Origin of the sequence: Actinomyces faecalis (assembly GCF_013184985.2) — a bacterium.
Lineage (GTDB): Bacteria > Actinomycetota > Actinomycetes > Actinomycetales > Actinomycetaceae > Actinomyces > Actinomyces faecalis.
The window spans coordinates 944,139-967,496 of sequence record NZ_CP063418.1 but is presented as its reverse complement, the minus strand read 5'-3'; the positions used below and the strand labels follow the sequence as shown (position 1 = coordinate 967,496).

Below are 23,358 nucleotides of genomic sequence, written 5' to 3'. Positions count from 1 at the left end.
CTCAGGGTGCTGCGAGGCAAGGTCCTCCCCCTGCCCGAATCCCTCTACCTTGGCTGCCACAACCGTCCGGGCCTGTGCCGAGGCCAGAACCGCGCGGACAGGCGTCTGGCTGTCCATCATTCTCATGCCCGTCCGTCCTCTCCACGAACCTGGCGAACCTGGGCAGAGGCGTGCAATGGACGGCGCCGCGGGTCGACGACAGCGCTCCCCACAACCTGCAGCGTTGTCGCAGCGCGCACGTCCTCGCTGGAGGAACCGACACGCAGGTCCAGAGCCCCTCCTTCCACTACCCACGCCATCTCTCGGTCAAGAAACGCCATGAGCTCAGGGCTGACCTCGAAACAGACCTCAGCCTGCTCCCCGGGCTCAAGACGCACGCGCTGGAACCCGATGAGCTCCTGCACCGGGCGGCTCATCGAGGCGTAGCTGTCCGTCGCATAGAGCTGAACCACTTCTGTGCCGACACGGTCGCCGGTGTTCATCACCGTCACGCTCACCGTCACGATCTGACCCGGCTCAACCTGGGGAGCGGAAGGAACCAGGTCCGAGTACGCGAACGTGGTGTAGCTCAGACCGTGCCCGAAGGGGTAGCGCGGGGTATGAGGCATGTCCACGTACTCGGGGAAGCCGACCGAGGCACCCTGGTGCCACTGCGAGCCGTTGGGGTGGTTGTAGTAGACCGGGACCTGTCCTGCGCTACGGGCGACAGAAACTGGTAGCCGCCCGCTTGGGTTCACCTCGCCTACCAGGACGTCGACGACAGCCTGCGCCCCTGCTTCCGCCGGGTTCCACGCCTCCACGAGCGCGCTCATCTGGTCAGCCTGGTCCGATGAGACAGGACGACCGTCAAGATGGATGCCAACAGCCGGTATGTCAAGAGCAGCAAGTTCACGTAAGAAGCCCTCCTGGGTCGGGGGCAGCGTCACGGTGGTCGAGTCGACTCCTTCGCCCATCGACGCGATCGAGCCTGTGCCGTTCTTGCCTCCGAGAACGCAGATGACCAGGTCGCTGTCACGGGCTGCCTCCAGGGCCTCGCCCCACGAGGACTGGCTATCCCCTGCAATCTCATAGCCCCGTGCCCAGCGCACCTCGCTATCTGGCAGACGACGGATCAGCTCTTCTACCAGGGTCGGCGTCCCCGCGTGGAAGGTCTCCAGGAGGGCGTCGAACTCAGCCGTCTCGTCACTCTGGATGAGAGTCCCAGGGACGGTCGGGTACCCCGTGGCCTGCTGCGCCCCGGTGTCAATCGTGCCAGCCATGGACTTGCGAGCAGCAAGGACCCCTTCCGCCATTGACAAGTGGGAGTATCCGGCGAAGAAGAACCGCGCGTTCACGGCCTGGGGCCCAACGACCAGGATCCTGGCCATGCTCTGAGAAGCACCCGAGCCCAGGGGAAGAACGCCGTCGTTCCTGAGCAGCACGATGGACTCGCGAGCCGACTGCAACGAGGCCTTCCTGGCTCTGGTGTCAGCGTCACCACTGAACGGCTCCCGCAGTTGCTCACCTTGCCACGCGTACGGGTCCTCAAACAGGCCCATCCGGAACTTTGCAGTCAGTACACGAAGCACCGCGGCGTCGAGCACCCTCATGTCAACCAGACCCGTACGGATACGCTCGGCCAGCTCCTCGTCAAACCCCTGGATCTCGTGCCACTCCACGTCCAGACCGGCTTCAAGCGCCTGCTGGCCTGCGTCGGCGAAGGTCTCAGCCGTGCGCTGGAACAAGTGCATGTTCCCGATCGCCCCGTAATCGGCAACCGTGGTGCCCTCAAATCCCATCTCCTCGCGCAGGAGCCCGGTCAGGAGCCTTCGAGATCCAGAGACCACTTCGCCGTTGACCGAGTTGTAGCAGGGCATTACGCCCTTGAGCCCACTGTTGATCGCGGCCTGGAACGGTTTGGCGTAGACCTCACGAAGGAGACGCGACCCGATGCTCGCGTGCGTGCCGTGAATACCCCCCTCGGATCCGTGAAAGCCGAGGAAGTGCTTTGCGACGGCGTCAGAGCGTCGCCCGCTGCCGTCACAGGCCTGGATACCACGCGTCAGCGCGGCCCCCATGACACCGGACAGGGTCGGGTCCTCACCGTAGGCCTCCCCGAAACGTCCCATCCGTGGGTCCCGCGCAATGTCGAGGACCGGAGCCATCGAGTAGGTGATGCCTACAGCACGCTCCTGGGCGGAAACGATCTGTCCCAGCTCTTCCTCAAGGTCGGGATCGAACGACGCCCCTCGCCCGATCGCGTTTGGGAAGGACACCGCGCCAGGTAGGTAGGCGCCGTCGAGAGCCTCCATGTGGAAGATCGCCGGGACGCCGTGCGGCTGGCGGTCAATCACCTGCCTCTGGACGGTTCTTTGGAACTCAGCCGTCTCGTCCAGGCTGGTGAGCTGTCTCATCTCCAGCGTCGTGACGTGTCCGACGCCTAAAGGAGTACGTGCGAGCAAGTCCGAGGAGTCAAGCTCTGAGGAGCACTGCCGAGGAAAGATGCACTGTAGCTGACTCAGCTTCTCCTCAGTACTCATCACCGCGAGGAGCGCGGCTGCCCTCTCGCTGTCACTCAGGCTCCTGTTGAGCCAGTCGACATCGCTTGTCATGGTGGTGTCTCCATCAATCGTCATCGGTCTAGGTCAGCTGCTTGTCCTCGCGCGGCCGGGGCAGATCACCCTGCCGCTGCTCGCGCTCAGTCGTAGTCATCAGGGCTCCATGAGTCCAGCCAGTCGATAACCACCCGGTCTCCCTCGAATCGCAAGGGCAGCCAGACATAGTCAGCCACTGCTGTATCCGCACCGTTAGCCTCGTAGAGCGAGGCCCGGACAGCCGGCGACAGGGGTTTCGTGGTCACGGCCTCGGTCTGCTGACCTCCCATGGGACGAAAACGCTCAGCAAACCCCTCCTGCACGAGCCCGGAGTCCCCGTCCCACCGAGGAAGCCATCGGTCCGCGAGCGCGATGTAGAGGTCGTCCTTGCCTGGGACCTTGAAGATGCTGGAAATCTGGGATCGGAAGGAGCTGGCGGAAGTGTCCCCAGGATGGGGGTCGCCCTGGACCTGCCAGGGCCCGTGGTAGCTAGGTGCCGTCGCCACCATCGAGGGATTAGGCAGGTATCCCGTGGTCCCGGAGGTTACGAGGTAGTGCGTCCCGTGGCGCTCGAAGTACGCAGGTGCCTCACGCACGTACGGAGGCTGCTTGTACGGGAAATGAGTGGAGTAGTAGCCGGTGACGTCCGAGGCGTCAGCAGTCAGGTCAGCACAGACGAGCTCGCTGTGGACCCGCTCGAAGTAGTAGTAGGTCTTGCCGTCAGTCGGGTCCACAACCAGGTCGAAGTCACCGGCATTCATTCCCAGAGGCTTGAAGTCCCGGTGGATGAAACGGTAGGGACCGAGGAAGCTGGGAGAGGCCAGGACGCTGGAACGCTGCCCGTCAGTACTCATGACCTTGATCCAGCACACAAACAGGCCACTGTCCTCGTTGTAGACGATGTGCGGCCGGTCCATCTTGCTCGTGGGATGGAGCGGGGAGTGCTGGTCAGCAAGGTCGGGCGGGATGATGAGTCCGCAATCTGCCCAGTTCACCAGGTCCTGCGACCGGTAGGCGCGTACCCCCCAGTGCCAGATCGAGCCATCAGGTGTGGTGCGCTCCTTGTTCTCTCCGTACCAGTAGTAGACGCCGTCAACGACGATCAGGGAGCCGCCGTGGGACTGGATCCTCTTGCCCTCGGTGTCGTACCACGGTTTTCCCGGCGTAATCCGGTCACGTCGCCCACCACGCTCGGGATGAGGTAGCGAGTCCGGGTGAATCGGGGCCAGGTCAGCGAGCGGGTTCCCGGATTCAAGGAGATGCGCCTGGCTCATCGTGCCACCTCCGCGATGAGATCATTCAGGCGTTCCTTGAGGCCTGCTGGTGTGAACCGAGGATCCGGAGCCATCTGGTCAGGAACCACAGATACCGGATGATCCAGGTATCGGCGCAGGCGTGCAGCGACCTGAGCCGAACCGATCGTGAGCGGGCCAGCATGCGCCATGACGTCAACGAGGGCCGACCACGACGCCGGGTCGTCGATCAGCTCACGGACCGTGCTGACAGGCCGAGGTGCCTGTTCCTCCCACGCCACGCTGAGCTCGTGATGCCCGTGACTGACCGACACTGGTGCCTGACCGGGGAGACAGACGTCGGCCGTGACACCGACCGGGATATCGATACGAGCGGTCAGGGTGTGCGAGTCGTGCTCCCACTCGACCGCTACCTGTCCGTAGGCGGACAGGTGACAGGCCTGCGCCGAGGTGACTCCTGGCACAGGGGTCGGGCGGACCAGGACGCGACTCCATCCAGGCGCTGCTGGCGACAGCCCAGCCAGCCCTCGGTGCAGCCAGTCTGACACCGCGCCCAGCGCGTAGTGGTTGAAGCTCGTCATCTCCCCTGGGTTGATACGTCCGTCCGGCAGCATCGAGTCCCAGCGCTCCCAGATCGTCGTCGCCCCCATCGTCACCGGGTAGAGCCAGGAAGGACACTCGGTCTGGCACAGCAACCGTCCTGCGACCTCCTCGTGCCCCGTCATGGCCAGGGCCTGGACAATCAGCGGCGTGCCTACGAACCCGGTCGCGATATGGAAGCCGGAGGCACGAACGAGATCGGCGAGGCGTTCGCCCGCGAAGGCCCGTTGCTGCGGGGTCACCAGCAGCTCCCACACGATCGCCATCGCGTAGGCCGTCTGTGCGTCAGAGTGGATGCGCCCCTGCGGCGTGACGAAGGCACGGTTGAAGGAGTCCCGGACCTCCGCAGCCATGCGGGAGTACCGCTCAGCCAGGTTCGTCTTCCCCAGGACCCGCGCCGCCTCAGCCAGCACACGCGCCGACCGGAAGAAACAGGCTGTCGCCACGACGTCAGGATCCGTGGCGGCGTCCGCAGGACGTTCAGGCGGCGCCGTCGGATCCAGCCAGTCCCCGTACTGGAAGCCTCCAGACCAGATCCGGTCTGTCCCCGCCAGCTCCGCCTCGCGGTCAACCCACGCCTGCATCGAGTCCAGCTGAGCGCGCAGGACCTCCGCGTCACCGGTGGCCTCGTATACCGCCCAGGGAACAAGGACCGCTGCGTCTCCCCACGCTGCTGCCGCAGGCTCCTCGGCCTCTTGGAAGGCAGGGACAACATGTCCCACCGTGCCGTCGTCTCGCTGCTCCGCAGCGAGGTCATGGAGCCACGAGGAGAGGAATGACGCCGTGTCGTAGAGGAAGGACGCTGTCGGCGCGAAGGCCGCGATATCGCCTGTCCATCCCAGGCGCTCATCGCGCTGCGGGCAGTCAGTCGGGATTCCGACGAAGTTGCCCCGGGTCGACCACACCGTGTTCTGGTGCAGGGAGTTCAGCAGGTCGTGTGAGGAGCGGAAGGTACCGACCCTCTCCATGTCCGAGCCGATCACCACTAGTGAGACGTCCTCGGCCTGAAGATCGGGCACACCCGTGATCTCGGCATAGCGCAGGCCGTGGAGCGTGAGCGTGGGCTCAAGAACCGTTTCCTCAGGACCACCGAGGATCCACGTATCCGTAGCGCGTGCCCCACGAAGCGGACGCGTACCGAGCTCACCGCCTTCCAGGACCTCAGCGTGGCGGATCACCACGGACGTCCCACGGGCTAGGCCTCGCACGGTCAGACGCACGACCCCGACAGCGTTCTGACCGAAGTCGACGAGTGTCTTGCCTGACGGAGAGGTCCACACCTCCTGGGCCGGCAGGAGATCGACAGGGCGGATCAACGGAGCAGCCTGCGGGCACAGCACGACCTCCTCGTGCTCCCGGCTCCTTGGTGCCGCGCTGACAACCTCGACAGGCCATGACGGCACCTTGTCCGTCGCCCAAGGTACCGTCCGCCGAAGATCGGTGTACTGCCCGTCATACAGGTCGTCAGACACAACCTGGGACTCGTACGCCGTCCAGGACGGGCCAGTCGCAATGACACGCCTTTGCCCGTCACGCATCTCGACCTCAAGCTGAGCGCTCAGGGCCAGCCGGTCTCCATAGAAGCAGCGATCCCCCAAGTAGCCCACGTGCCCCCTCCACCAGCCGTTGCCGACCAGGACGTCCAGCCGGTTGAGCCCAGAGCTCACCAGCGCGGTCACGTCCCAGGTCACGACCTGGAGCCGATGGTCGTAGGCTGTCCATCCAGGGTTGAGAAGAGAATCGTCCACACGCTGACCGTTGAGCCGAGGTTCAACCAGGCCGTGCCCGGTCGCCCTCAGACGGGCTGAGCGCACGCCCTCAGGAAGCTCGAAGCTCGTCGAGAGCACTGGTGCGCTGTGATCGAGCTCCCCGACGCCCACAGGAGAGATGAACGACGCCAACCACTGATCGGCATCAAGTAAGGCAGCCTCCACCTCCACCGGGGCCGACCACTGGCTCCACCCCTCCTGCTCGCCACACACCCCTAGAAGCCGAACCCGTACGCTCGCCACCTCACATGAGCCCAGCGGCGAGGTCGGCCACGGCACCAGGACCTGCTCAGAGGAGCTCACGACTACGGCCTGGACGCCAGGCTGCCGCGTCACCTCAATCTCGTACGCGCGCTGCACCCACCCACCCGGTGCGTGCTCAACGCACCACGACAGGCGCGGAGCCGGTGTCTCAACGGCCAGCACACGTGGTTCCGGCCGGTGATGCTCCAGGCGTAGCCTGGTGATAGTCACGTCCTCGCAAGACGGGGGCAGAACGTTCATAGGTCTTCTCCGTGGGTCAGTGGGGCTTACCCTCAGGGGCGTGCGTAGGTGGCCTGGCGCAGAGCGCGTCGGCGACGCTGCTTGACGGGGTCCGCGACTGGCGCGGACATCTGCAGACGGCGGGTGTACTCATGAGCTGGCTTCGTCGCCACCTGCCGAGCAGGCCCTGTCTCCACCACGCGTCCTTGGTACAGGACCGCAATGCGGTCAGAGACGCGATTGACCACGCCCAGGTCGTGGCTGATAAAGAGGTAAGAAACCCCTCGGTCCTTCTGGATCTGCTCAAAGAGGTCAAGAACCCGCGCCTGGGTCGTGACGTCAAGGGCAGAAGTCGGTTCATCACAGATGATGACTGAGGGGTCCATAGCCAGCGCGCGAGCGATGGCGATGCGCTGCCGCTGGCCTCCAGAGAACTCGCGAGCATATCGCCCTGCTGCGTCCGCAGGCATCGCCACGGCGTCAAGCAGCTCCCGAACCCGGCGGCCGGAGTCGAGAACGCCGGCAGCCTGGAGGGGCTCAGCCAGAATCTGGCCAATTCTCATAGCCGGGTTCAAGGAGGTGTAGGGATCCTGGAACACGACCTGGATCTGGCTCGCGATCGCGCGACGCTGAGAGCGGCCGACGCCGGAGATCCGCTGACCTCTCAGACGGATCTCCCCGCCAGACACCGGAGCCAGGCCCAGGACCGCTCGTCCGATGGTCGTCTTTCCTGATCCTGACTCCCCCACGAGCGAGAGGGTCTCGCCCTCATGGAGCTCCAGGCTCACTCCGTGGATGACAGTCGTTCCAGGGCCTCGACCGCTTCCGGGGAAGGTGACGACGAGGTCCTCGACCTCAAGAAGCGGTGGTGTGTCAGATCCGCTCATGACTCCATCTCCATGATCTCAACGCTGAGCGAGGCGGCCAGCAGCTCGCGTGTGTACTGCTCGCGGGGCGTGGCGAACAAGGACTCCACGTCCTGGGTCTCAATAACCTCGCCGTCCTTCATCACCGAGACCGTGTCGCACAGGTCAGCCACGACTCCGAGGTTGTGGGTGACGAAAAGAACTGACATGTTCCTCTGGCGTGCCAGGTCACGCAGGAGATCCAGGATCTCGGCCTGGACCGTGACGTCCAGGGCCGTGGTCGGCTCGTCGGCGACGATCACCTCAGGCTCACAGGCGAGGGCACCACAGATCAGGACTCGTTGTGCCATGCCGCCTGAGATCTCGTGGGGATACAGCCCCATCACCCGTTCGGCGTCATCGATCCCCACGGCATGCAGGAGGGAGACGATGCGCTCGCGGATCTCGTCACGTGTCCACTTCGTAGTGGCACGCATCCCGTACTCCAGCTGCTTGCCGATCGTAAACGACGGGTCAAGGTTGCTCATCGGCTCCTGAGGCACGTAGGCGACAGTGCGTCCACGTACAGCACGCATCGCTGCTGGATCACCGAGGACATCGACGCCATCGACCATGATCCTGCCACCAAGCCTGAGAGCTTCCTTGGGGAGGATGCCCAGGACCGAGAACGCAATCTGCGACTTCCCTGAGCCGGACTCCCCCACGAGCGCGTGGATCTCCCCCTTGCGCAGGTCGAGGTCAACGCCGTGGACGACCTCGCGGAAACCTGAGTCCGTCGGATACCCGACTCGCAGCCCGCGGACTGACACTGCTGCCTCAGGATCTGGGGTACGGACGTGGTCCTGGGCATGAGCCGCACGCGTCGACTCCAGCGCCGAACGACGTTGGCGATCAGTGACGTTCCGTGCACGGGCAGAAGCCTGAAGGGCGTCGGACAAGGCGTTGCCTAGGAGGATCAGGACGAGGATGACCACTGAGATCACCAGGGCAGGCCACACCACGGCTACCGGGTTGTTGTAGATGCTGTTGAGGCTCACTTGCAGCATGACGCCCCAGGAGACACCGGCTGGGTCTCCCAGTCCGAGGAAGGACATACCTGCCTCGGTGCCGATACCCGAGGCAAGGATGAACGCCCCCTGGATCACGATCGGCGCGCGCACCGCCCACAGAATGTGGCGACCGATGATACGGGCGTCAGACAGCCCGACCACCCGTGCGGCATCGACGTAGAGCTCTTGACGTGCAGAGACGACGACCGATCGCACCAACCGGTAGTAGGTCGGAGCGGTAAGCAGACCGAAGACAGCCATCATCACCGGGATATTCGGTCCAGTCACCGCATACAGCGCGATGAGAAGGATGATAGAGGGCAACGACATCAGCACGTCAGTCACGAAGCCGGCCACGGCCTCGAGACGTCCCCGATAGAAGCCCGCGACGAGACCGCTGCTCACTCCGACGACGAGGGAGACCGCGAGCATGATCAGGCACGAGACGACCGTCTGCCGTGCCCCCCAGATGAGGCGGGACAGGATGTCGCGCCCAGAGCCGTCCCCACCCAGAAGGTGACCCGGTGTTCCCGGCGCTGCGTTGGTAGCCGCGAGGTCCGTGACGTTCGGGCCGTAGGGGGACAGGACCGGGGCAAAGATCGCCGTGATCACGACAGCTGCCACGACGAGCAGGCACACGTCAGCCACCGGGTCGCGCAAGAGCCTGGAGATGACGCCATGGTTAGCGCTCTCCCGGCCGTCCGCGACCGCCGTGCCCTCTTCGCAAGCGGGGGCGAGCACATTCGTGTCAGTCGGAGAGCTCATCGCGTCCTCGCCTTCGGGTTGAGCAGGGTGATCGCGAGATCACCCAGGAAGTTGACAATGAGGACGATGACGGCCGTGACGACGACGGTGCCCATGACCATGGGAACGTCGAAGATCTGCGCTGAGGAGTTCGCCAGCTGACCTAGACCTGGTAGGGCGAAGACCTGCTCGATAAAGACCGCACCGCCAAGCAGGGAGAAGACCGTCAGGCTCAGGACCGTCAGCCCCGGCGCTGCAGCGTTTCGCAGCACGTGGCGGAAGACTACTGCCCGTTCGTCCACGCCCCGTGCGCGGAGGGTACGCACGTAGTCCTTACCCAGCTGGTCAAGAGTCGCTGTGCGGAACTGCTGTGCAGCGCTGGAGACAGCACCGATGAGAAGCGCCAGTACCGGTAGAGCGACGGAAGCAGCCCATCGCCCCAGTGACACCTCAGGCGAGACGTATCCGGTTGCAGGAAGTACACGCCAGAAGATCGCAAAGACGAAGACCAGGACGATCGAGGTGATGAATGAGGGGACTGCGGTTCCGACGATCGACACCAGCTGGAGGAGACGGTCGACCCAGCCTCCCTTGACCGCCGCAGTGACGCCGAGGACCACGCTGAGGAACGCTGTCAGGACCAGAGCGATGACGACGATCGCCAGGGTCACCGGAACGCGCGTCGCGAGTGCCTCGGTCACCGACTGGCCGGTGTAGAAGGAGCGCCCCAGGTCCCCCGTCAGCAGGTCCTGGGCCCAGTGCCAGTACTGGATGAGAAGGGGCTGATCAAGGCCGAGCTCGGCCATCTTGGCGGCCACGCTCTCCTGAGTGACCTCAGCCTGCATCCCCATCACTGCCCGGGCGATACCCGGCCCGTTGCCGTACATGAGGAGGAAGACGACGAAGGTCACGACTACGAGAACCACCACGGACCGCAGGAGGTTCTTCCCCACCGAGGCGAGCATGATCAGCGCCCCCACCTACTCACGCAGCAGGTGCTCACTGGAAGTCCCGGAGCTTAGGCGCCAATCCCTCATTGTCCGAGACATGGTCGATGACGACGTCGGAAGTGTGCGCGTAGAAGGAGGTGGGGTTGACCATGGGCGCGAACCAGGCCTGGTCAATGACGTACTGGTTGATAGCCTTCTGCGCTGCCTCGGCTTCTTCATCAGTACCGGTGCAGATGATGTCCCACTGGGCGTTGACGTAGTCGTCGCTCTGGTGCTCCAGGTTCCAGTAACCCGTGTCCCGTACCACGATGTCGATGTCCTGCGCGGAGGCACCGAAGTTGCCGAGCTGCCAGAGCACAACGGGATATGTGCCTGAGAGAAGGTCACCGATAGCGTTGGCTCCAGTGAGCGGAACCTGCTTCACCGTGATGTTGAGCTCGGCGAGCTGCTGGGTGACATAGGGCATGAGTACCTCGTGGTTCTGCCCCGCCATCGTCGGTAGCTCGATCTCAAACCCGTCTGCGTAGCCGGCCTCGACCATCAGGGCCTTCGCCTTGTCCACGTCGAAGGGATACGGGTCAGCAAGGTCCTCGATGTAGGCCTTCGAGCCCGGTCGGAAGATCTGGTGCGACACCTCACCGTGCCCGGCGTACAGGTTGTCGACCATGGCCTGCTTGTCAAAGACCATGTTGATCGCCTGGCGGACGCGGACGTCGCCAAGGGCCGGGATGATCTCGCCCTTGTGGTCCGTCAGCAGCAGACGCGTGGTCTGACCATTCATCTCTGTCATCTCGAAGCCAGAGCCAGTCACCTCGTCATAGGACTGGGCGTTGACGAGGGTTCCATCGATCTGACCGGTCTTGAGCGCGTTGAGAGCAGCAGTCTCCGAGTCGTAGACCTTGCACACGAGCTTGGCGTACGGATACGCGTCAGCCTCCCAGTGGTCCTCGTTCTTCATAAAGGAGTAGACAGAGCCACGTGTGGTCCCAGCCTCGTCCAGGAGGTACGGGCCGAAGCCAACCGGCTTGTCATTGAGGTCGCCCGACTCGATGAGTGCCGGAGAGGTCAGCTTGACCCTGAAGATGCGATCGTTCATAAGGGGCTGCGGATCCGGCCAGCTGATGGTGATGGTCTGGGCATCCGGGACGTCGAAGGTGATGCCTTCATAGAGACTACGGGTAGCCTCAGTCGACGCCGCCAGCTCAAAGTTTGCCTTGACCATCGCAGCGTCTGCCGCGGTGCCGTCAGAGAACGTGACTCCCGGACGCAGGTGAGCGGTGAAGCTCTTCCGGTCCTCGCTGATCTCCCAGGACTCGGCCAGGCTCGGCGACAGCTCACCAAACTCGTCAATGCGGCACACCAGCCCCCAGACGGCCTCACCGGGCCATCCTTGGTAGCCCGGCTGGTTAGCAGGATCCCACCCTTGAATATCTGCTGTCATTCCAAGAGTCAGGGTGTCCTTGGATCCGCCCGACGCCGAGCCCGCGCTCGACCCCCCTTCACCGGTGCAGGCAGCCAGAACCAGACCGAGAGCTGCCGCTGCGGAGCCGGTCAGCACGGAACGACGGGTAATGAGTCGCATGATGTCCTCCCTTGGACAGATGGGGATACGAACTCCTGGCCGGGTCGCCGTCGACGTCCGACCGGAACCTTGCACAGTGGGTATGTGAAACGTTCTACATAGAGGATAACGAAGAACTCCGAGATCCGTCAAGCAGATTGGTGCACGCATTTACAAAATGTGCAGCCGCTCCATCAGCCCCACCGTCTCTCCGGCTTTCAGCCCTCTCTGCTCGATCACCCGAAGCATTACGTCGAACGATCTACTTCCTCTAGAATGTCCCTGTGTCCAATGTCGTGAGCACCTCCACCCCCTCCAAGCCACCCAAGCGCGCCACAATCAAGGACGTGGCCGCGGAGGCCGGAGTGTCAGTTGCCGCAGTCTCCAAGGTGCTGCGCAACGCCTACGGCGTCTCCGACCAGATGCGGCAACGAGTCGAGCTCGCGATCGACAAGCTCAGCTACCGCCCCCGCACAGGCGCCCGCACGATGCGTGGCAGCTCTCAGACCATCGGACTGGTCCTGACTGACTTCGCCTCCCCCTTCCAGTTCGAGGTGGCCGAAGCTATCGCCTCCCGGCTCAGTCGTACCGACTACCAGGACATCCTCACTATCGCCGGAACCTCACCACAGGGGTATCGCAGACGCATCGACGCGCTCGTCGACCTGCAGGTTGACGGCATTGTCCTCATCTCCCCCAGGCTGGGAATGTCTGCTCTTAGTCACTTCGCCCGGACGACCCCTCTGGTGACCGTAGCGCTCCACGGCGAGCCGAAGCTGTTCGACACTGTCGTCACTGACGAAAGACTCGGAGCACGGCTCATGGTCGACCATCTCGTCTCCCTCGGGCACGAGTGGATCGCCCACACGACCATGCCGGTCTCCAGCGTGGAGGACAGCTATCAGCTGTCCCAGACCATGCGGCGTCAAGGGTTCATCGAGGCGATGGACAGCCACGGCCTCGTTCCAGACATCATCGAGACCTACTACTCCGAGGCAGGTGGACGCAGCGCCGCCAAGCGGGCACTTGCCCGTAAGCACCGACCCACCGCGCTGTTCGCAGGCACCGACGCCGTCGCCTTCGGAGCACTGGACTACCTTGAGGAACAAGGCCTGCACATACCACAGGACATCAGCGTCGCCGGCTACGACAACGTCCACACCTCTGGTCTGCGGCGGGTCTCCTTGACCACTGTCGACCAGTCGGGGAAGCAGACAGGTGAAGCAGCGATCGAGCTGCTACTTGAACGGATCGGTGGACGCAGCGAGGCAAGCCTCCGCGTCATTGAGCCCGCGCTCGTCACACGAACCACCACCGCTCCCCCACCTCAGCAGCGATCGCGCTGAAGACCGAGCCACGCCTGTACGGGTGCTCAGGAGGCCTGGGCTGGCGGACGGTCTGTGGGAACGCAAAGTCTCGTTCCCACAGACCGTCGCCTGTCCTCAGACCCGTCTACGAGTCATCAGAAGCGCTCCAGCGCCACTGACCGCCAGGCTCAGGACCGCCAGAACAGTGACCGCAGGCCCCGTCCTCGCTAGACCTGTTGCCGAACGTGTCGTTGAGGTCGGGCCGTTACCGACCGCCTCGCTCCTCGCAGACACTGCCAGTTCCGAACGCGGGGCTACCGTCCCAGTATCCGCCGACGGCGAGGTCACGGACACAGGCGCTCTCAGGCCTTGACCCACCCCTGTACCTAGCGAAGGTTCTGGGTCGGGCTTCTCAGCCGGGTCAGGGTCGAGGTCGGTCGTCTCCGTGGGTACCACCTCAATGCGGGCCCGAGCGAGATTCTGTACCCGGGCAAAGGCGCTGTCCCGATCCACGGCTGCCGTAGCCCGGACCGTGACCCAGTACGTACCTGGCTGGGTGAAGACATGTTCCGTCGTCATGCTTACCGCACTACCCGATGCCTCAGCGGCCTCGCCGTAATGACCGCTGCCGTCGTGGTCCCACTCGAAGCCCACGATCTGGCCGGCTGCGGCAGGCACCTGAGCCTTGGCCTCCAAGCGGACGGTCTGGCCAACCTCGACGGTCGACACCGAGGCCTTCAGGCTCACCACAGGCTGAACGCCACCTCGTTCGGCAGACGAGGCCGGCAGGACTACCTGCCCGCCGTCGACGCGGTAGGTGCTGGACGCAGGAGGCTCCGAACCATCCTCGACCCAGGTAGCCAGGTCACGCAACGCTCGTTCCACCATAGGGTCGTAGGAGACGACACGAGTAGCCTTCTCCCCGTCCACGGGTCCTTCAAGGTGATCCGCGTTCTCGTTGACGTAGATGCGCAGCCGTTCGTCCACACCTTGATCTCCTCGCACCTGGCGAACCCGAGTGACGTACCACGGAGCGTGCCAGGTGTAGGCGTCAACGTCCTGCAGGTTGGAGACCAGGATCATCTTTCCCTCGAACAGACCCGAGTACCCAACCCCTCCTGAGATCGAACGTGCCATCATTGCCGGGAGATTCACCTTACGCTGTGGGAAGAGTGGATCGCCCTCAGGACCGTAGAACCGGTCATAGGCGGTCATACCCAGCCCTTGCACCGGCAGCTGGTGCCGATAGTAGGAACGCACTGCCAGTGCCCAGCGGTTGTCCACAGCGATCCGGGTCCCGACCTTGAGGGCCGCCAGCACATCCGGCTCGGTGTCGGAGCCCACCTGAATCCGCCCCGTCTCGTCCACGGTTCCAGCCAGCGCACCCACGGGGGCCCCGTCATCGCCTATGACCTGCAGGTCCGATCCCTCCGTCGGCACCCCGTGGGGCAAGCTCTGCGTCGAGAGCTCAGCGACTGTTCCAGGCTCATGACTGTGCACGGCGCTGACAGTGACGGTGGTGTCCAGGAGCGCGGCCCGAACAGCCTCTCCCAGCGGGGAGGCCTCGGTCCCAAGGTAGCCAGGCTTGGTCCAGAAGTCCTCGACGTAGGTCGGATCCATTCTCCTGACCAAGGCCGTGTTTCCGAGCAGCCCGTCGTCGAAGGTGTAGCCAAGAAGATAATCGGGGTCCTCCCATCCCTCGAGCTGGACACCCAGTGCCGTCATCTCCTCCAGCATCATGGTCTGAGCCTCGTTGAGGCCGACATAGGGGTCTTTCCCGTTAACCACAGCCTCAGAGACCTGTTGCCGTACGTCACCGAGAACCAGACGGCCCATGGCGCGGATAAAGAAGTTGTGAGGGATGGAGGACGGCGTCCCCATCACCGTCGGTACGAACCCGTCCCACACACCGCTAGTGCCCTCAGCCGCGCCGATGGTCTGGAAGGACCCACCGGAGGGACCGTACAGATACCCGTAGATGTGGTCGCTGCTGCCGTAGTACGAGGCCGCAATCTGACGCGACACCCGCGCAGCGGCAGCCGCGTGCCGGTAGCCGCTGGCTCCAGACGCCTGAACCGTGTAGGCACCTGACTGAGCCCCGAAGAGCACTCTCGTATCCGTCGCGTTCTCGTCAGTCAGGGGGTAGGTGTACTGAAAGAACCGTCCGCTCCACTGGTGGGCGGGCGGAAGATAGACGGCGAAGCGTGACTTCGTGCCCTCGAAGCTCCCGCGAACAATGTGTAACGTTGTCGGAGAGGTGACATCCTCTTCGGACTCAATCACCACACGACCATAGTCGGCGTCCAGGCACTGCTCGGTCACGAGCACGGCTCCCGTCGGAGAGACCTTGCACGCCTCAGCCTCATCTGCAGGAGCAGCCCACGCAGCCCCGGCATGACCGCAGAGGCCGAGCACGACAGCAAGCGCACCGCACAGCAGTGAGCGACGTGCGCCCAATCGGCTCTTTCGCTTCAACCCTTCCGATCGAGGCCCCGCCTGCCGCCGACGCAAGCACGCCACGACTGGCTGACGGCTACGCCTGACAATTCCTTCGAGCATCGTATCCTCCTTCGACACGCGCCTCCACGAGCCGACAAGGCGAGCGCGTGACGACCAGCTGGGAGGCGTCGGGGAACGGCGAGCAGAGCGGAGGCACCGTTGCCCCACTTCCAGACTCCAGACTCGTAGACCGTTCTACACTTGACGATAAGGGCACTCCTCGATCTCGTCAATAGGCTCGAGTCACGCAGAGCCCCCGCATCGTCGCCCCCCCCCGGAAGCCAGGCACCGATGACGAGCCGTCGCTCGCCACCCGGGGCCCTCTCCGCAGTACCACCCCGCGCAGGAACACCCTCCCCCGACGACGTCAGCACAGCCGAGGGTTCCGGCGGCGACAGGAGCCCCTCTACCCCGCCACCACCAGCACCACTCGCTGGTACCGCGTCAGTGCCGGCACGCCGTCGTCCGTCCCCTCGACCACGAGATGGATCTCCTGACCAGGCTCAGCCTCCTGCGGGACCGAGACGACGGCACTACCCTGGCCGTCGTCGTCCACGGCAGGCGCCACAGGGCAGGGCCTCGGTCCCGCCTCGGGGTAGGCCCACCAACGCAGTGTCACGACATCGCCGTCAGGGTCGGTGGCCTCGGCCTGGAGCACTACCCGTTCGCCAGCCCGGACCGCGCGCCGCAGCCCGCCTTCCGGGTACTGCTCGCGCGAGAGTCCGCCGACGACGCTGACCACCGGTGGGTGGTTCGCGTCCTCGAAGCGGGGCGTGACCGACCAGGCCAGTCGGGAGGCGAAGTCGTGCTGGGCCGCACGCCACCAGCGCGTGGCGTGGGACTCCGCAGGCGCCTCCCCCTCGGCGTCGCGGTCGACGACCAGGGGCGGCCAGGCCGGCTGCGGCAGCTCAGGCATTCCCGGTAGGTCCGGCAGGTTGAAACGCATGTCTGAGCTCAGGGTGTCGGTGTGCTCCGGGTGGGGTGCCTGGCGCCCGCCCCAGCCGCCGTAGGTCGCGTCCTGCCAGCTCGACAGCCCGTTAGGCACGAGCAGGAGGAAGTTGGAGGTGTCTCCCTCAGAGATGAACGAGCCGGCCTCCTGCACCGGGCACCACACGGCGTAGCCCTCAGCGGCCAGCTCAGCCTCCTCCTTGCCCTGGATCCAGAAGTAGTCCTCGCGATCGAATCCTGCTGCCATCTGCCTGCCGTCGCCCCACACCCGGTAGGCGGCGCCAAGGGGACCTCGCGAGCTGATACTGCGCTCGGTCCACCAGGCCGAGGCGAGCTCGCGGTCCGCCGGCGACAGGACACCGCGCGTCATGTACCCCCAGGTCTCGGTGGCTACCTCGCGGTGCTCCAGTCCCGGCAACTGCGGCCGGACGTAGCTGTCCAGCGTCGAGTCCTGCTCACCGAAGGAGGTGATGACCACACGGTCCACGATCCGCTGGCGCAGCTCTTCCCAGTCCTCGCGGTCCCCCAGCTCCTCGGCCACGCTGCGCAGCGCGCGAGCGATGGTGGAGATGCCGCCCCAGGCCTGGATGAACAGTGGCCGGGTCGCGTCCGCCGGTTACCTTGAGCCCGCCGACGCCGCAGCCTCGCTCACGCCCGCAAGCTCACTCGTGTCCGTAGCCACCGCCGCACCCGTGGTCGGGGCCTCGGCGTCGCCGTCAGTAGCGCCGTCCGGCGTCAGGGCGATCTCACGCAGGTAGTCCGCGATGAGGCACGAGCCTTCAGTCACTTCATCCATCTCAACCTCGACGGCGATGTTGCCAACACGGACCAGGCTGCGCAGGTGCTCGGCGCTGGGGTAGCGAGGGTCGTGGACGCGCAGGGTGTCCTCGACCTGGGCATAGGCGTCGATCGCCTGGTCAATGTGTCCGCGGTCGCCCGGCGCGGGCCAGCGGTGCGGCGCGACGCCGCGCCGCGGGTCCCCGGCGAAGTGGCACTGCGAGCCGGCGTAGACCAGTCCCCGGATGTCGATCTCGTTGGCGTAGGTCAGCAACCGGATCATGGAGTTCAGGTCGTCCAGCTCCGGGTCGGTGGTGATGATCGTGCGAGGGTGGACCGCAACGGGAAAGGGCTGAGAGAGCATGGCCCCACCATGCCACGGAACAACCTCATTGACATGATGATTCACTTCTGAATATCACTCCTTTGGGCGAGAGGCAAGCGAGGGTCGCTTGGTCAGGACGCCCCCTCGACCCGGCCGACGAGCGTTGACCAAGACAGGCCCGCACCCTAGGATTGAATCGCTTCAATGACGAACGGAGAGCCCCATGACCACCCTCTTCCCCATCCGGCCGCTCACGCCCGAGCCCGAGCTGCGCGCCGCTGACCTGGCCGACCCCGTCGGCCCGCTCGCAGCCCCCAGCCACCTCAAGCTCGAGCAGTACCTGCCCGGAGACGTCCTCGGCGGAGCCGCGGCTGCTCCGCGCCTGTCATGGGAGATCGCCACGGCGCCGGCAGGGTGGAAGGCCACTGGCGCAGAGCTGGAGGTCACGCGCACCGATGCCGCAGGCACGCCCCTGGCCGCCCCTGAGGTCCTCCCCCTTGCCGCAGCCGACGGCGTCCTCGCTGCCTGGCCCGCCCAGCCCTTGACCTCACGCGAGCGCGTCGTGCTGCGCGTGCGCGTCTCGGGGGCAGCGGCGGACGATGATCAGGCCTCCGCCACTCCCTGGTCCTCCCCCGTGGCCTACGAGGTCGGCCTGCTGGAGCCCAGTGACTGGCAGGCGCTGCCCGTGGGCCCCGCCTGGCCAGAGAACCCGCTGGCCGACCGCCGTCCCCCGCGAGTGCGTCGTGAGTTCACGCTCGAGGCTCCCGTCGTGGCGGCCCGCGCCTACGTCAGCGCCCACGGCCTCATCCGCGCCGAGATCGACGGGCAACGGGTCGGCGCCGACGAGCTGGTCCCCGGGTGGACCGTCTACGGCAGCCGCATCGTGGCCCGCGCCTACGACGTCACCGAGCTGCTGACCGCTCGCGGGGACGGCTCCAGCACCCACGCCGTCGGCGCCCAGCTCGCTGACGGCTGGTACCGCGGCCACATCGGCTTCGACGGCGGCTACCGCAACCTCTACGGCGACGACGTCGCGGCCCTCATCCAGCTCGAGGTCACCCTGGCCGACGGCACGCGTCAGGTCATCGCCACCGACTCCTCCTGGAAGGCAGGAGTGGGCGAGATCCTGTTCACCGACCTCTACGACGGCGAGAAAGTCGACGCCCGCCTGGCCACCCCAGGTTGGTCCGCTCCGGGCTTTGACGAGTCAGGATGGTGGCCGGTCACCGTCGGCGCCAGCGACGCCGAGCGCCTGGTCATGCCCTCTGACGCCCCCGTGCGCGCCACCGAGGTCCTGCGCCCTGTCGAGGTCACGGTCATGGAGCGGCGCACCGCCGACCTGGGCGGCAAGGTCATCGAGATCTCGCCCGAGCGTCTGCTGGTCGACTTCGGTCAGAACGTCTCCGGGCGTGTGCGCATCCAGGTCAGCGGCGCAGCCGGCCAGTCAGTCACCATCCGCCACGCCGAGGTGCTCGACGGCGGCGAGCTGGGGATGCGGACCCTGCGCGAGGCCGAGGCCACCGACGTCTACACCCTGCGTGGCGACGGGCTTGAGGAGTGGGAGCCCGCCTTCGCGATCCACGGGTTCCGCTACGTCGACGTCACCGGCTGGCCCGGCGGAGCCGCCGAGGCCAAGGCCGCCATCGAGAGCGGGGCCCTGCTCGCCGTCGTGCTCCACACGCAGATGGAGCGTCTGGGCGCCTTCGCCGCCTCGGACGAGCGGGTCACCCGCCTGCACGAGAACTCCCGCTGGTCCATGCGTGACAACTTCGTCTCCATCCCCACCGACTGCCCCCAGCGCGACGAGCGCCTGGGGTGGACCGGGGACATCCAGGCCTTCGCCCCCACTGCCGCCTTCCACTACTCCTGCACCGGCCTGCTCTCCTCGTGGTTGAAGGACCTGGCGATCGAGCAGGATGCCCACGGCACCGTCCCGTGGTACGTCCCCGTCATCCCAGGCGGGTTCTGGACCCCGCCGACGCCTGCCGCCGTGTGGGGCGACGCCGCCACGGTCGTGCCCTGGGAGCTCTACCGCGCCACCGGGGACACGGGAGTGCTGCGCCAGCAGTACGACTCGGCCAAGGACTGGGTGGACCTGGTCGACTCCCTGGCAGACGAGGACCACGTGTGGGACTGCTCGATGCAGCTGGGCGACTGGCTCGATCCCTCCGCGCCACCGGAGGACCCCATGCAGGCCATGACCGACCCCCACCTCGTGGCCACGGCCTTCTTCGCCCACTCCACCCGGATCCTGGCCCAGTGGGCGGAGGTGCTGGGCGAGCAGGAGGACGCACGGCACTACGACCAGCTCGCTGACGCGATCGGCGAGGGCTTCCGGGCCCGTTACACCGACGGCACCGGGCTCCTGAGCAGCGACACCCAGACGGCCTACGCCCTGACCATCGCCTTCGACCTGGCCGGGGACGAGGAGCGTCGGGTCGTGGCCGGAAGGCGCCTGGCCGAGCTGGTTGAGGTCAGCGGTGGTCACGTCGCCACAGGCTTTGCCGGCACACCGGTGCTCACCGGCGCGCTGTCCGCCACCGGTCACGCCGACGAGGCCTACCGCCTGCTCATGGAGACCTCCTGCCCGTCCTGGCTCTACGCCATCACGATGGGCGCGACCACCACGTGGGAGCGCTGGGACTCGATGCTGCCCGACGGCTCGATCAACCCCGGCGGGATGACCTCCTTCAACCACTACGCCCTCGGCGCGGTAGCCGCTTGGCTGGAGCAGGTCGTCGGCGGCCTGGCCCCGGCCGAACCTGGCTACCGGGTGATCGAGGTCGCCCCGCAGCCCGGTGGGGGCCTGAGCTGGGCCGAGTCGGTCCACCGCACGCCACTGGGCTGGGCCGCCTCCTCCTGGAGGACCGACGACGACGGCGCGCTCAGCCTCGACGTCGTCGTCCCTGTGGGCGCCACGGCAAGGGTGAGCCTGCCCGGCGGCCAGAGCGTCCTGCTCGAGCACGGCCGCCACCACCTGAGCGCCTGAGACCTCGGCCGTCACTGACGCAGCGTGGGCAGCCCGATACGGCTGCCCACGCTGCGTCACGTCCGCCACCATCGTGCTCTCTCCGGAGCCCGGCTAGCGGCCTCGGTCCCACGAGCCGGGGCCGGCGGTGATAGGACTAGGGTCTGGTCCATGAGCAAGAAGCACCGCGGGTCCCAGCCCGGCGCGGCCACACCGACCCTTCTCGCCCTGGACAGGGCGGGCGTGGCGCACGAGGTCCTCACCTACGAGCAGTCGGACCGCTCCACGACCGGCTTCGGGCAGGAAGCGGCTGCCAAGCTCGCGGTAGACCCTGACCTTGCGCTCAAGACCCTGCTGGTCGGCGACGGCGACCAGGTCGGGGTGTGCGTGCTGCCCGTCAGCCACCGGCTCAGTCTCAAGCACGCTGCCAAGGCGCTGGGGATGAAGAAGGCGGCTCTCATCCCACCGGCTGACGCCGAGCGCATCACCGGCTCCGTCGTCGGCGGAATCTCCCCGCTCGGACTCAAGCGGCGCATGCCGGTGGTCGTCGACGCCTCGGTCGAGCACGCGGACTCGGTGATCGTCTCCGGCGGCCGGCGCGGGGTCAGCGTACGGCTGGCGCCAGCAGACCTGGCCGCCGTCGCCCAGGCTTCCTTCGCCCCGCTGGAGGCGCAGGACTAGGCGCACTCATCGTCCCTAGCCCGACTCACTCCTCCCCTCGACGTCTCTTTGCTCGCACTGTCGCGGCTCGCGTCTAGGGACAAGTCCCGGGATGTGGGACAAGTCGTGTTGGCCGCTACCCCTTGGTGGCCGCCGCACCCCCTGGTGTACACCGCTACCCCTTGTGCTGTTATCTCAGGTAGCGAGCACGATGAAGGGGTAGCCAGCATCACGAAAAGGGAAGGCACCGGAAGCCCTGAGAGGTCACCCGGCCCCTTCCCACGAGGGGCCAGGCACCTTCCTCTACCCGTCAGGAGGAGACATGAAGGACACCACCACGCTAGTCCTAGCGTGCGGAGCGACGTACGGCGCGGCCTGTTTACTGGACGGTGGAAGCCCGTGGTTCATGGCAGTCATGGGAGCAATGACGGCGCTCGATCTTGCCGCGCTGACCACGTACCTGCGTCACGGTCGAAAGCGGTCATAACAGACCGATACCCGGGTCTGTTCCCTGATACCTCATTCTCGCGCACCGCGCCTACCCCTCGGGGCGAGGTCGAGAACGGTAGGCCCGGCGGTTGCCAGTTCCCCGTCAGAGGATGCCGTCTCCGTCAACGACCTCCTTGCCGAAGGGGAAGCAGGTCACCGGGATCATCTTGAGGTTGGCGATGGCCAGCGGGATCCCGATGATTGTGACGGCCTGGGCGGCCGCCGTCGTCACGTGCCCGATCGCGAGCCACAGGCCAGCCACCAGGAACCACACGAGGTTGGACAGCCCGCTCATCGCCCCGGCGCCCGGCCTCTCCACGACTGTGCGCCCGAAGGGCCACAGGGCGTAGCCGGCGATGCGGAAGCAGGCCACGCCTGCCGGGATCGTCACGATGAAGACGCAGGCGACGACGCCGAAGAACAGGTAGCTCAGGAACAGCCAGAAGCCACCAAAGACGACCCAGATGATGTTCAGCAGAGCTCTCATGGTCTCATTGTCTCCTCTTCCTAGGGCTCACGCCTCAGCCCTCGGGTCCTCAGCGCGTGCCAGGGCCTCACCAGAAGGCGCGCTGGGCGATCGCGTCGGCAAAGTTCGTCAGTGCCTCGGGCGTCGAGCCCAGGTAGAGGCCTGCGTCGATGAGCGAGACCTCCATGAGGTAGAAGCCACCCTGCCCGTCCGCGACCACGTCCACGCGGTTGAACAGCAGCTGGATGTCGCGTCCCGCGGTCTCCTTGATCAGGCCGTGGATCGCCTTGCGCACGCGCTCGCCCCACAGCCACTCCTGCTCGCTGGGCTCACGCGCGGTGACGATCTCCTCGTGGACCTCGTCGGTGGAGCGGAAGGAGGGGTGGAGCATCGGCGCCTTCTCCACGGCGTGGGAGAGCACACCGTTGAAGTAGACCAAGGAGAGCTCTCCCTTACGGTCCACCTCCTCCAGATACCGCTGGACCATGACGGTGCGTCCGCGTCCGAGGTGGTGCATCGCGTCGTTGATCGCCTCCGAGCGCGAACGAGCGTCGGTGGCGGTGTAGCGCCCGGTGCCACGCCCACCGGAGGAGACAGCCGGCTTGACCACGAAGTCACCGTGGGCCGGGAAGCGGGTGTGGACCTGGTGCTTGGACAGGCCCTGCTCCGGCTCCAGCCACATGGTCGGGATCATGGGCACGCCGTGGCCGGTCATCCGCTGGAGGTAGTGCTTGTCCGAGTTCCAGTCGACGACGGCAGGGTGGTTAAGCAAACGGGGAACCGAGTGCGCCCAGCCCAGGAAGGACTCGTAATTGCGTTTCTTGGCATAGTCACGTACCGAGCGCAGCACGACGACCCCGGCCTCGTCCCAGTCGACGTCCGGGTCATTCCACACGGCGACGCGCGGCTCGATACCACGCTCCGCCAGCGCGTCAGACAGAGCCTGGTCGTCGACGTCGAGGTCCGGGTAGTCGGCGCAGGTCGCGAGAGTCACGATCGGTTTGGTCACCCCGCTACCGTACCTTCTTCGCGCCCGCCCCCGCGGCCCCACGGCACCGATATGGCTGACCT

General features: G+C 65.9%; 14 protein-coding genes and 1 pseudogene. 3 read left to right on the top strand and 12 right to left on the bottom strand.

The window, feature by feature from the left end:
* Positions 1-122 precede the first annotated feature (122 nt).
* The 7 genes from HRL51_RS04150 to HRL51_RS04120 all read right to left on the bottom strand — a co-directional run bounded on the left by HRL51_RS04150 (position 123) and on the right by HRL51_RS04120 (position 11,869).
* The gene (locus tag HRL51_RS04150) at positions 123-2,591 is read right to left on the bottom strand and encodes a glycoside hydrolase family 3 N-terminal domain-containing protein (protein WP_172121084.1); all 2,469 of its coding nucleotides are present in this window, start codon (positions 2,589-2,591) and stop codon (positions 123-125) included.
* 86 nt (positions 2,592-2,677) lie between these two features.
* On the bottom strand, positions 2,678-3,847 hold the full coding sequence (locus HRL51_RS04145; RefSeq protein ID WP_172193200.1) for a family 43 glycosylhydrolase: 1,170 nt from the start codon (positions 3,845-3,847) through the stop codon (positions 2,678-2,680).
* The gene (locus HRL51_RS04140; RefSeq protein ID WP_172121082.1) at positions 3,844-6,699 is read right to left on the bottom strand and encodes an alpha-L-rhamnosidase; all 2,856 of its coding nucleotides are present in this window, start codon (positions 6,697-6,699) and stop codon (positions 3,844-3,846) included. The genes HRL51_RS04145 and HRL51_RS04140 overlap by 4 nt, the downstream gene beginning before the upstream one ends.
* A gap of 32 nt (positions 6,700-6,731) precedes the next feature.
* Positions 6,732-7,565, bottom strand: coding sequence for an ABC transporter ATP-binding protein (locus tag HRL51_RS04135; protein WP_172121081.1), 834 nt, complete (start codon positions 7,563-7,565; stop codon positions 6,732-6,734).
* Entirely contained in the window at positions 7,562-9,358 is a 1,797-nt protein-coding gene (locus HRL51_RS04130; protein ID WP_172121080.1) for a dipeptide/oligopeptide/nickel ABC transporter permease/ATP-binding protein, read from the bottom strand. The genes HRL51_RS04135 and HRL51_RS04130 overlap by 4 nt, the downstream gene beginning before the upstream one ends.
* A complete protein-coding gene (locus tag HRL51_RS04125) occupies positions 9,355-10,317 on the bottom strand; it encodes an ABC transporter permease (RefSeq protein WP_218957656.1) in 963 nt (320 codons plus the stop codon). The genes HRL51_RS04130 and HRL51_RS04125 overlap by 4 nt, the downstream gene beginning before the upstream one ends.
* Before the next feature lie 19 nt (positions 10,318-10,336).
* The gene (locus tag HRL51_RS04120; RefSeq protein ID WP_172121078.1) at positions 10,337-11,869 is read right to left on the bottom strand and encodes an ABC transporter substrate-binding protein; all 1,533 of its coding nucleotides are present in this window, start codon (positions 11,867-11,869) and stop codon (positions 10,337-10,339) included.
* A 263-nt stretch (positions 11,870-12,132) separates the two neighbouring features.
* On the opposite strand from HRL51_RS04120, the gene HRL51_RS04115 reads away from it, so the two are divergent.
* Positions 12,133-13,194 carry a LacI family DNA-binding transcriptional regulator gene (locus HRL51_RS04115; protein WP_172121077.1) on the top strand — a complete coding sequence of 354 codons (1,062 nt, stop codon included), beginning with the start codon at positions 12,133-12,135 and terminating at the stop codon, positions 13,192-13,194.
* A 96-nt stretch (positions 13,195-13,290) separates the two neighbouring features.
* On the opposite strand, the gene HRL51_RS04110 is transcribed toward HRL51_RS04115, so the two are convergent.
* From HRL51_RS04110 to HRL51_RS11925, 3 genes and pseudogenes are all read right to left on the bottom strand, one after another.
* The gene (locus HRL51_RS04110; RefSeq protein ID WP_172193202.1) at positions 13,291-15,438 is read right to left on the bottom strand and encodes a PKD domain-containing protein; all 2,148 of its coding nucleotides are present in this window, start codon (positions 15,436-15,438) and stop codon (positions 13,291-13,293) included.
* A gap of 622 nt (positions 15,439-16,060) precedes the next feature.
* Entirely contained in the window at positions 16,061-16,570 is a 510-nt protein-coding gene (locus HRL51_RS11930) for a hypothetical protein (protein WP_328705204.1), read from the bottom strand.
* 84 nt (positions 16,571-16,654) lie between these two features.
* Positions 16,655-17,743 (bottom strand): annotated as a pseudogene (locus HRL51_RS11925) (DUF1593 domain-containing protein); the annotation flags it as partial.
* Between the two features lie 184 nt (positions 17,744-17,927).
* Between HRL51_RS11925 and HRL51_RS04095 the strand changes: the two are divergent.
* Both HRL51_RS04095 and HRL51_RS04090 read left to right on the top strand, forming a co-directional pair.
* The gene (locus HRL51_RS04095; protein WP_172121074.1) at positions 17,928-20,693 is read left to right on the top strand and encodes an alpha-L-rhamnosidase; all 2,766 of its coding nucleotides are present in this window, start codon (positions 17,928-17,930) and stop codon (positions 20,691-20,693) included.
* A 150-nt stretch (positions 20,694-20,843) separates the two neighbouring features.
* Positions 20,844-21,353 (top strand): aminoacyl-tRNA deacylase, encoded by a 510-nt coding sequence (locus HRL51_RS04090; protein WP_172121073.1) that lies wholly within the window; start codon positions 20,844-20,846, stop codon positions 21,351-21,353.
* A 571-nt stretch (positions 21,354-21,924) separates the two neighbouring features.
* Here the strand turns inward: HRL51_RS04090 and HRL51_RS04085 are convergent.
* Together HRL51_RS04085 and HRL51_RS04080 are read right to left on the bottom strand one after the other, a co-directional pair.
* Positions 21,925-22,308, bottom strand: coding sequence for a YccF domain-containing protein (locus HRL51_RS04085; RefSeq protein WP_172121072.1), 384 nt, complete (start codon positions 22,306-22,308; stop codon positions 21,925-21,927).
* A 67-nt stretch (positions 22,309-22,375) separates the two neighbouring features.
* Positions 22,376-23,296 carry an ATP-grasp domain-containing protein gene (locus tag HRL51_RS04080; RefSeq protein ID WP_172121071.1) on the bottom strand — a complete coding sequence of 307 codons (921 nt, stop codon included), beginning with the start codon at positions 23,294-23,296 and terminating at the stop codon, positions 22,376-22,378.
* Positions 23,297-23,358 lie beyond the last annotated feature (62 nt).

Bases quoted from the DNA above. Each gene is read 5' to 3' on its own strand.
- HRL51_RS04135 (WP_172121081.1), bottom strand. From the start codon at position 7,565: ATGAGCGGATCTGACACACCACCGCTTCTTGAGGTCGAGGACCTCGTC.
- HRL51_RS04140 (WP_172121082.1), bottom strand. From the start codon at position 6,699: ATGAACGTTCTGCCCCCGTCTTGCGAGGACGTGACTATCACCAGGCTA.
- HRL51_RS04090 (WP_172121073.1), top strand. From the start codon at position 20,844: ATGAGCAAGAAGCACCGCGGGTCCCAGCCCGGCGCGGCCACACCGACC.
- HRL51_RS04095 (WP_172121074.1), top strand. From the start codon at position 17,928: ATGACCACCCTCTTCCCCATCCGGCCGCTCACGCCCGAGCCCGAGCTG.
- HRL51_RS04130 (WP_172121080.1), bottom strand. From the start codon at position 9,358: ATGAGCTCTCCGACTGACACGAATGTGCTCGCCCCCGCTTGCGAAGAG.
- HRL51_RS04085 (WP_172121072.1), bottom strand. From the start codon at position 22,308: ATGAGAGCTCTGCTGAACATCATCTGGGTCGTCTTTGGTGGCTTCTGG.
- HRL51_RS04120 (WP_172121078.1), bottom strand. From the start codon at position 11,869: ATGCGACTCATTACCCGTCGTTCCGTGCTGACCGGCTCCGCAGCGGCA.
- HRL51_RS04145 (WP_172193200.1), bottom strand. From the start codon at position 3,847: ATGAGCCAGGCGCATCTCCTTGAATCCGGGAACCCGCTCGCTGACCTG.
- HRL51_RS04150 (WP_172121084.1), bottom strand. From the start codon at position 2,591: ATGACAAGCGATGTCGACTGGCTCAACAGGAGCCTGAGTGACAGCGAG.
- HRL51_RS11930 (WP_328705204.1), bottom strand. From the start codon at position 16,570: ATGCCTGAGCTGCCGCAGCCGGCCTGGCCGCCCCTGGTCGTCGACCGC.